The organism is Massilia sp. S19_KUP03_FR1, from assembly GCF_036688685.1.
Taxonomy (GTDB): domain Bacteria; phylum Pseudomonadota; class Gammaproteobacteria; order Burkholderiales; family Burkholderiaceae_D; genus JALYUM01.
The window spans coordinates 52,020-59,140 of sequence record NZ_JAQQPS010000030.1 but is presented as its reverse complement, the minus strand read 5'-3'; the positions used below and the strand labels follow the sequence as shown (position 1 = coordinate 59,140).

Below are 7,121 nucleotides of genomic sequence, written 5' to 3'. Positions count from 1 at the left end.
CGGGAGCGAAACTGCATGGCGGTCGCGTCGCCAAAAACGTGGGAATCTTCCGAAAACGTCGATTGATCAGCGCTTCCTTAGCACTTCGAAGGGGATTCACATAAAACGATATGACGCAGTACAACGCGGTTTAGCCCTTCAAATATAGACTGGCGGCCCGAGTCCGCCATTGTGGAAACCGGATTGCGTTTTTACACAGCCTGGGCCAAAAGCGGACCCTGCGATGTATGTTGGTTCAACAGCTACCGATAACTCCCATCCCATGACTCCATATTTCCACTTTACCCTTGAGCCTGACTGGCGAACGGCGCCGTTAGCATTCTGGGTTCATGTACCAGTAGCTGGGTCAAATACGGAGTGTGTCCCATCTGCGCCGTTAGAGGTATTGCATCAAGGGTTCATGGTTCTGCATGTTGACGCTGCAGATGTAGATCTGCAGTTCAGCTCCTTGGCCCAGTTAGACCACTTTATCGAAGTGATGGCGACGACGCCGCTTCAGACTAGTCGCCAGCTCTCCAGGAAACGTGAATTGCCTGTCGGGGCGAATAGTCATTGGTTGAGTCGTCTTCCAGCGAAGTTAAAGGCTCCCAAGGAGCGGAGCAAGTTGGTCAGCAGACTGCAGGCTGTGCGGGATCAGTTGTCGCCGTTGGGCGGCGCTTGGCACAGCTATTCGCGCTTTATGTAGCCGTTTCGATCAGTCAGAAAACGGCTGCTTTGGGTCCAGGCTGTGTAAAAACGCAAAACTGGAAATTTCCATGGGTGGGGTCACCCTTCCCGATCCCAAGAAAATCGCGTAGCGGCCGTTTTGAGAGGCCGATTTTTTTGATCGCGGATTTTCTTCACGTTTTTACACAGCCTGGGTCGTTTGCGGGCGGTCGGTAAAAATTGCAACAAGTTCAAATTGGCAACATGCTAGACTTGTGTGGACAGCCGGTTTAGCCAAAAGCGGAAGTTCAGCCAAGTCTCAGTTAGATCGGCGAGTTGCGCTTCGATAGGGTATTAATTTGGCGCATACGCCAGATTAATCTGGATATGGAAACATAGGAACAACACAATACAGGACAAGACATGGCTAAGCTGCACGATTTCGTTTCCTCGATCGTCTGGACCGGTAACCTTGGAGAGGGGACCCGCACCTACAAAGGCTACGGCCGCACCTGGGATATAGCATTACCTGGCAAGGAGATCATTCATTGTTCGAACGATCCTCTGCTTGGCGGCGATCCGGGCAAGATGAATCCTGAGGACCTCCTGATTTCGGCTTTATCCGCCTGCCACATGCTCTGGTATTTGCACCTTGCGAGCAATGCCGGGATCGTTGTTACAAGCTACCGTGACGATCCGGTTGGACATGGGGAGACGCTGCCGAACGGCGCGGGACGGTTTCTCTCCGCAATTCTCCGGCCGAAAATTTCGGTGCATCAGGGAGCAGATTTAGAACGTGCCGCCGAACTTCACCAGAAAGTTCATGCCTTTTGCTTTATTGCACGATCCGTGAATTTCCCCGTCAGCTGTGAACCGACTTTCAATTTAGTTGCCCGATAAGCCTTCAGGACCAAGGCTGTGAACGTCCGCAATGCGTCGAAACCGGCCTGGCAGAGATCGGCTGATTTCGGCCAAAAGCGGACGATGATCATCAAACCTTAAAGGAATGCGATTCAGTGGACTGGAAACACTTTGCCTATGCTTGCGTGTGCGCCGCGATCGGGTGCGGCACCGTTTGTACATTGATCGCGATGGCAATACCTCCACGCAGCCGAAATTGGCTACAGAACTTTTATTCGCGCCCGCGCTCTGAATTTAGTCCGATTGCCCTCAAATTTCGCGACGCTTCGCTAGTTTTTGGTTACCTGACCGTTCTAATTGCTATTGCTTGGTATTTTCTTTAATAAACCGCTTTACGGATAGGGCCGCTTTCGGTCGGAAGCGGCCTGTCGACGTCGGGGTAATTTCACTTGCAGTTGGCGCGAGCACGTCGCCGTCGAATGCAAGCCGGCACCATGGATTGCGAGCATATTTGCAGATAGCGTGAGCCGAGTCGTCGGTTATTTGCAGTTAAATTGAGCCGGAAAATGCGTCGAATGCGAGCATGGCCCGTTTCAAACGCGAGCCGCTACACCTAAGTACCCGCCAGTAAATAAATGTGATTTTTGGCTGCCATAACCGGCGCTCTGCTGCGTTGGCCAACGCTTGCAACCGCGGCGGCGGACCGGCTCGCATTGCGGCGCGTCGTCCGCCTTGCATCGCATCCGGTTCTGTTTGCCAAAATTTCACATTTATTTCCCGGCGAGTACTTAGGCGGCGCGCCAGGCCCTGATCAGCGCGCCCGCTGCACCGCAATCCCGTCGAGAATCAGATCGACGCCGGCCAGGAAATCGACGCGGTCATCGTGTTCGCGGAACTGCCCTGCGACGCTGCGCATGAAGGGATATGCCGTGGCGTCGAGCCGCATCCAGGCAGTGGCCAGGCCGTCGAGAAAATCGGCGCGATCGACACCGCGCGCCTGGCCGATGCGGGCGTTGGCGGCATTCTGTCCAGCCACGCCGACCATATAGCTGAACAGGGACGACGTGGCGCGCCACAGCAGCGCGTCCGGCACAGCCAGCGCCTGCACCTGCCGGCCAATGCCTTCCAGGATACGCAGCGTCGGCATCGTGCCGGGCGCGCGCGCCAGTTCCGCCCCCACCCATGGATGCGCGTCGATCGCATCGAACAGCCCCAGGCCGATGGCGCGCAGCGTGTCCTGCGGCGTCGCGCCGTCCGCGCTGGCCGCGATGGCCTGCGCCACGATGCTGTCGCAGGCGGCGTTGAGCAGGTCACCCTTGTCGGCGACGTGAAAATAAATGGCGCCGGCGCCGGTTGCCAGCATCGCGGCCAGCGCGCGGAAGGTCAGGCCGCTTTCGCCGCTGGCGTCGAGCAGGTCGATCGCCGCGTCGATGATGCGTTCACGCGTCAGTGCCGTTTCCCCGCGTTGTGTGCGGCGTGTGTTTTTGGTCATGGCGCATCTTGACATACGCGGCTACCTGTTTCAATATGCAATGGAACGTCGTTCCATTAACTTTGAAAGGGAATCACATGACGAAGCACATCGCCATCGTCGGCGCCGGACTGGGTGGGCTGATGCTGGCCAGGGTGCTGCACGTGCACGGCATTGCCGCCACGGTCTACGAGGCCGACACATCGGCACATGCGCGCACGCAGGGTGGCATGCTCGATATCCACCAGGACACCGGCCAGTCGGCGCTCAAGGCAGCCGGCCTGTACCAGCAGTTCGTCGCATTGGTGCACCCGGGCGGCGAGGCAATCCGCGTGCTGGACAAGGATGGCGCTGTCCTGTTCGAGCAGGCCGACGACGGCACGGGTGGCCGGCCGGAAGTGCTGCGGGGCGAACTGCGCCGCATCCTGCTGGCATCGCTCCCCGCCACGACGATTGCATGGGGCCACAAACTGACTGCGCTGGAGGCGCTGGACGGCGGGCGGCATGCACTGGTGTTTGCCGACGGTGCGACCGTGACGGCCGATTTGCTGGTGGGTGCGGACGGTGCGTGGTCGAAGGTGCGCCCCCTGCTGCTCGACGCCAAGCCAGTCTATGCCGGCAAAACCTTCGTCGAAACGTTCCTGTTCGATAGCGACAGGCGCCATCCGGCCAGCGCGGCAGCGGTGGGCGGCGGCGCACTGTTTGTGATGGCGTCAGGGCAGGGCATTTTCGCGCACCGCGAACCGCACGGTGTGCTGCATGCCTATGTCGCGTTGAACAAGCCGGAAGACTGGATGGCGACGGTCGATTTCACCGACCGTACCGGCGCGCTGGCGCAAGTGGCGCAGGAATTCGCAGGCTGGGCGCCGGCGCTGACCGCGCTCATCACCGCCAGCGATACCGACCCGGTAGCCCGCGCCATCAAGACACTGCCGATTGCTGCCGCGTGGGAGCGCAGGCCCGGCTTGACGCTGCTCGGCGATGCAGCGCATTTGATGGTGCCGTCGGGGGAAGGGGCGAATCTTGCCATGTACGACGGGGCCGAGCTGGCCATGGCCATCGTTGCGCACCCCGGTGACCTGGAGGCCGCGCTGGCCGCGTATGAACGGGCGCTGTTTCCACGTGCGGCAAACGCGGCGGACGGCGCGCGCGATATTTTCGACCGCTGCTTCGGGCCGGACGCACCCCGCAGCCTGATCGAGATGTTCACCGGCGCTGGCGAATAAATCAGGCCTTGTCGTTCTTCGGCTTGACGCGCGCTTTCGATGCCTGCTCGGCCGCATCGGCGGCCGGTTTGGCGCTGGCCATGGCCTCCGGCGACATGGTGCTCGACACGGCCTGCTTGAATTGCTCCTGCAAGAGATTCCACCACGCCGTGGCAGCCGGCAGCATCGCCGTGGCCGGGTCGGTGGCGCCCGCCGCTACGCCCGGCACGGCCTGGCCCATCGATTGCGCGAAGGTCGCGCTCATGGTTTTCAGGGTTGCCAGCGTGGAGCGCTGCACCTCCAGTGCCTGTATGGTCCCGCGCAACATGGTCATGTTGACGTTGAGCCAGGATTCGACGGCTTTCAGGTCGGCGATTTTTTTGTCCAGGTCTTCGGGCGCGAGGCTCGGCACGGCCAGGCCGGGGACATTCATGCCGGGTATGCCCATGCTGCCCCATAAATTCTTGACGAATTCAAGCGAATCGGTCATCGATGCTGCGCCAGGGATATTTGGCATATTCGGTGTGGGCATGATTGTCTCCGCGAGAGTGAACTGCCAGCGTAGCAGATAAACCGGCGCGCGGGGAGATCGTGCCGCCATGCTGAGCGGCGACGCCGCCAGTGCGGAACCGCTACACTAGCGCCATGAAATTTGCTCTCGCCGGGGTCGCTTCCTTTGTCCAGCAACGCCGTCGCGCACTCGTCCTGGGTTCGCTGACGGTGTTGCTGCACTGGTTCCTGCTGCTGTGGATTGTCCACCATATGGGGCCGCGCCGCGACGTGCGCCGCGACCCCGAACGCATCGCCATGGTGAGCATATCGCTGCCACGTCAGAGCACGCCACTGCAGGTGGCGCCGGCGCCGCTGCCACCGCCGCCGCGCGCGACACCCAAGCCACGAAAGACCCCGAAACCGATGGTCATTGCGCCGCCGGAGTTGCAAGTGGAAGCGCGTGAACCAACCTTTGCCGAAGCGCTGACCGACGCCATGGCGCAGCCCGGCAATGGCGCCGTGGTTGGCATCCCTGGCGAGAAGGGGCCACCGCTCGAAGCGCCGCCGCCCGTGGTCAGCGAGATCGTGCAAGTGGCGGTGGCCGCGCCGCCCGAGCCAAAGCTGCCCGTGTATAAAATGGCGCCACCACCGTCGGCCGATCTGGTACTGAATGTCGACCGGGTCGACGCCGACGGCACCAGGTGGAGCGGCGAGGCGGCCATCGGTTGGCGCCGCGCGGCCGAGCGCTACCGGGTGAAAGTTGAAATCGGCATCAGCGTGCTCGTCACGCGCGTGAATCTGGTCGTGCTGACCAGCGAAGGTGCGCTGGGCGAGGCCGGCCTGGTGCCTGTCAAAATGACGGAGAAGCGGCGCGGGCGGTCCGAGACAGCCACGCATTTCAATGCAGCCGATCAGAAGATCACGTTCTCGGCGTCGCAGGCCAGCTTTGCGCTGCTGGCGGGCGCCCAGGACAAGGCCAGCATCCCGTTGCAGCTGGCGGCCATTGGGCGCGGCGACCCCAGTCAGCTGACCGGCGAGATCGCCGTGCAGGTGGCCGAGGACAAGGATGCCAGCGTGTACCGCTTCGTCGTCGTCGGCCAGGAAGAGATCGAGACGCGCATGGGGCGCATGCAAACGGTGCACCTGTCGCGCCCGCCGGTAGCGGGCGCCTACAGTTCGCGCCTGGACATCTGGCTGGCGCCGGGGCACGACTGGTATCCTGTACGAATTAGCAATCTGGAAGCGAGCGGCGCGGTCACCACCCAAACCGTCAGTAAAATTACTCTGACCGACACTGGGAGTTGATATGCGAAAAATTTTAACGATGCTGTCCCTGGCCTTGCTGGCCCATACCGGCGCCATGGCGGCGCCACCCGTACTGCCGTTCAAGCTGGCGCCGTCTGCCGACCTCGACTATGCCATCCAGGCGCGCCAGCGCGGCTTCACGCTGCCCGGCGAGGCACTGGTTACCTGGCGTGGCGGCGACGGCAAGTACAGCATCCAGGCCGTGACCAAAAGCCCGCTGCTCGGCAAAATTGTGGAAAACCGCAGCGAAGGGACGATCGACAAATACGGCCTGGCGCCGGCCCAGTTTTTTGAAAAAAAATTCCGCAAGGACGCCACCAACACGGTGTTCGACCGCGCAGCGAACACCATCGTGTTCGGCGAAGGCAAGCCAACGCATGCGCTCGTCGGCGGCGAGCAGGATCGGGCCAGCGCAGCCTGGCAGCTCGCTGCGCTGGCCCGCGCCGCGCCGGACAAATTCGTGGCCGGTTCGGACTGGCACTTTTTTGTGGCCGGCCCGCGCGATGGCGATCCGTGGACCTTCAAAGTCATCAAGCGTGAAAAAGTCGACCTGGGCGCGCCGCTGGGCGAAGTTGAGGCCTTGCATATCGTGCGCGCGCCCGCAGGTGAGGGGAAAGGCCAGGTGCTCGACATCTGGCTGGCGCCCTCGCTCGAGTGGTACCCGGTGCGCCTGCGCTTTAGCGATGACGACGATTTTGTCGAACAACGATTAACCAGAATTACCAAACGATAGGAGCAGCACCATGTCCGGATTTTCCGTCAATATCGAAGAAAAAACCCTGCACAATCCGAATTTCCGCCACGTGCTCTACACCACGCCGCGCAGCCAGCTGGTCATCATGACCCTGCAGCCAGGCGAAGAAATTGGCGTCGAAAAGCATGAAGGCCACGACCAGTTCATCCGCGTCGAAGCCGGTTTCGGGGAAGCGATCCTGGACGGCGAGCTGCACATGCTCGAAGACGGCGTTGCCCTGGTCATTCCTGCCGGTACCGAGCACAACGTCATCAATACGTCGCCGACCGAAAAAATGCGTTTGTATACGCTGTACACGCCGCCCGAGCATCCGGATGGCATCATCCATGTAAGCAAGGCAGAGGCCGACGCCTACGAGGCGAAGCACCACGGCTGATCTTCGCGCGGG

Annotated in this window: 7 protein-coding genes; 5 read left to right on the top strand and 2 right to left on the bottom strand. The window is 61.1% G+C overall.

Annotation, left to right across the window (positions count from 1 at the left end):
- The first annotated feature begins 1,068 nt into the window (after positions 1 to 1,068).
- On the top strand, positions 1,069 to 1,545 hold the full coding sequence (locus tag V6M87_RS24770; RefSeq protein ID WP_332879344.1) for an OsmC family protein: 477 nt from the start codon (positions 1,069 to 1,071) through the stop codon (positions 1,543 to 1,545).
- Between the two features lie 772 nt (positions 1,546 to 2,317).
- On the opposite strand, the gene V6M87_RS24765 is transcribed toward V6M87_RS24770, so the two are convergent.
- On the bottom strand, positions 2,318 to 2,998 hold the full coding sequence (locus V6M87_RS24765) for a TetR/AcrR family transcriptional regulator (protein WP_332879343.1): 681 nt from the start codon (positions 2,996 to 2,998) through the stop codon (positions 2,318 to 2,320).
- A 77-nt stretch (positions 2,999 to 3,075) separates the two neighbouring features.
- On the opposite strand from V6M87_RS24765, the gene V6M87_RS24760 reads away from it, so the two are divergent.
- The gene (locus V6M87_RS24760; RefSeq protein ID WP_332879342.1) at positions 3,076 to 4,203 is read left to right on the top strand and encodes an FAD-dependent oxidoreductase; all 1,128 of its coding nucleotides are present in this window, start codon (positions 3,076 to 3,078) and stop codon (positions 4,201 to 4,203) included.
- Position 4,204: 1 nt separating this feature from the next.
- Here V6M87_RS24760 and V6M87_RS24755 read toward each other — a convergent pair whose 3' ends face one another.
- Positions 4,205 to 4,714 (bottom strand): PhaM family polyhydroxyalkanoate granule multifunctional regulatory protein, encoded by a 510-nt coding sequence (locus V6M87_RS24755; protein ID WP_332879341.1) that lies wholly within the window; start codon positions 4,712 to 4,714, stop codon positions 4,205 to 4,207.
- A gap of 113 nt (positions 4,715 to 4,827) precedes the next feature.
- Here V6M87_RS24755 and V6M87_RS24750 point away from each other — a divergent pair, with 113 nt between their 5' ends.
- Genes V6M87_RS24750 through V6M87_RS24740 form a run of 3 tightly spaced genes read left to right on the top strand, consistent with a single transcriptional unit; the run spans position 4,828 to position 7,109 of the window.
- Entirely contained in the window at positions 4,828 to 5,979 is a 1,152-nt protein-coding gene (locus tag V6M87_RS24750) for a DUF3108 domain-containing protein (RefSeq protein WP_332879340.1), read from the top strand.
- A 1-nt stretch (position 5,980) separates the two neighbouring features.
- A complete protein-coding gene (locus V6M87_RS24745; RefSeq protein WP_332879339.1) occupies positions 5,981 to 6,712 on the top strand; it encodes a DUF3108 domain-containing protein in 732 nt (243 codons plus the stop codon).
- Between the two features lie 10 nt (positions 6,713 to 6,722).
- The gene (locus V6M87_RS24740; protein WP_332879338.1) at positions 6,723 to 7,109 is read left to right on the top strand and encodes a cupin domain-containing protein; all 387 of its coding nucleotides are present in this window, start codon (positions 6,723 to 6,725) and stop codon (positions 7,107 to 7,109) included.
- The last annotated feature ends 12 nt before the right edge of the window (positions 7,110 to 7,121 follow it).

Bases quoted from the DNA above. Each gene is read 5' to 3' on its own strand.
- V6M87_RS24770 (WP_332879344.1), top strand. From the start codon at position 1,069: ATGGCTAAGCTGCACGATTTCGTTTCCTCGATCGTCTGGACCGGTAAC.
- V6M87_RS24765 (WP_332879343.1), bottom strand. From the start codon at position 2,998: ATGACCAAAAACACACGCCGCACACAACGCGGGGAAACGGCACTGACG.
- V6M87_RS24760 (WP_332879342.1), top strand. From the start codon at position 3,076: ATGACGAAGCACATCGCCATCGTCGGCGCCGGACTGGGTGGGCTGATG.
- V6M87_RS24755 (WP_332879341.1), bottom strand. From the start codon at position 4,714: ATGCCCACACCGAATATGCCAAATATCCCTGGCGCAGCATCGATGACC.
- V6M87_RS24750 (WP_332879340.1), top strand. From the start codon at position 4,828: ATGAAATTTGCTCTCGCCGGGGTCGCTTCCTTTGTCCAGCAACGCCGT.
- V6M87_RS24745 (WP_332879339.1), top strand. From the start codon at position 5,981: ATGCGAAAAATTTTAACGATGCTGTCCCTGGCCTTGCTGGCCCATACC.
- V6M87_RS24740 (WP_332879338.1), top strand. From the start codon at position 6,723: ATGTCCGGATTTTCCGTCAATATCGAAGAAAAAACCCTGCACAATCCG.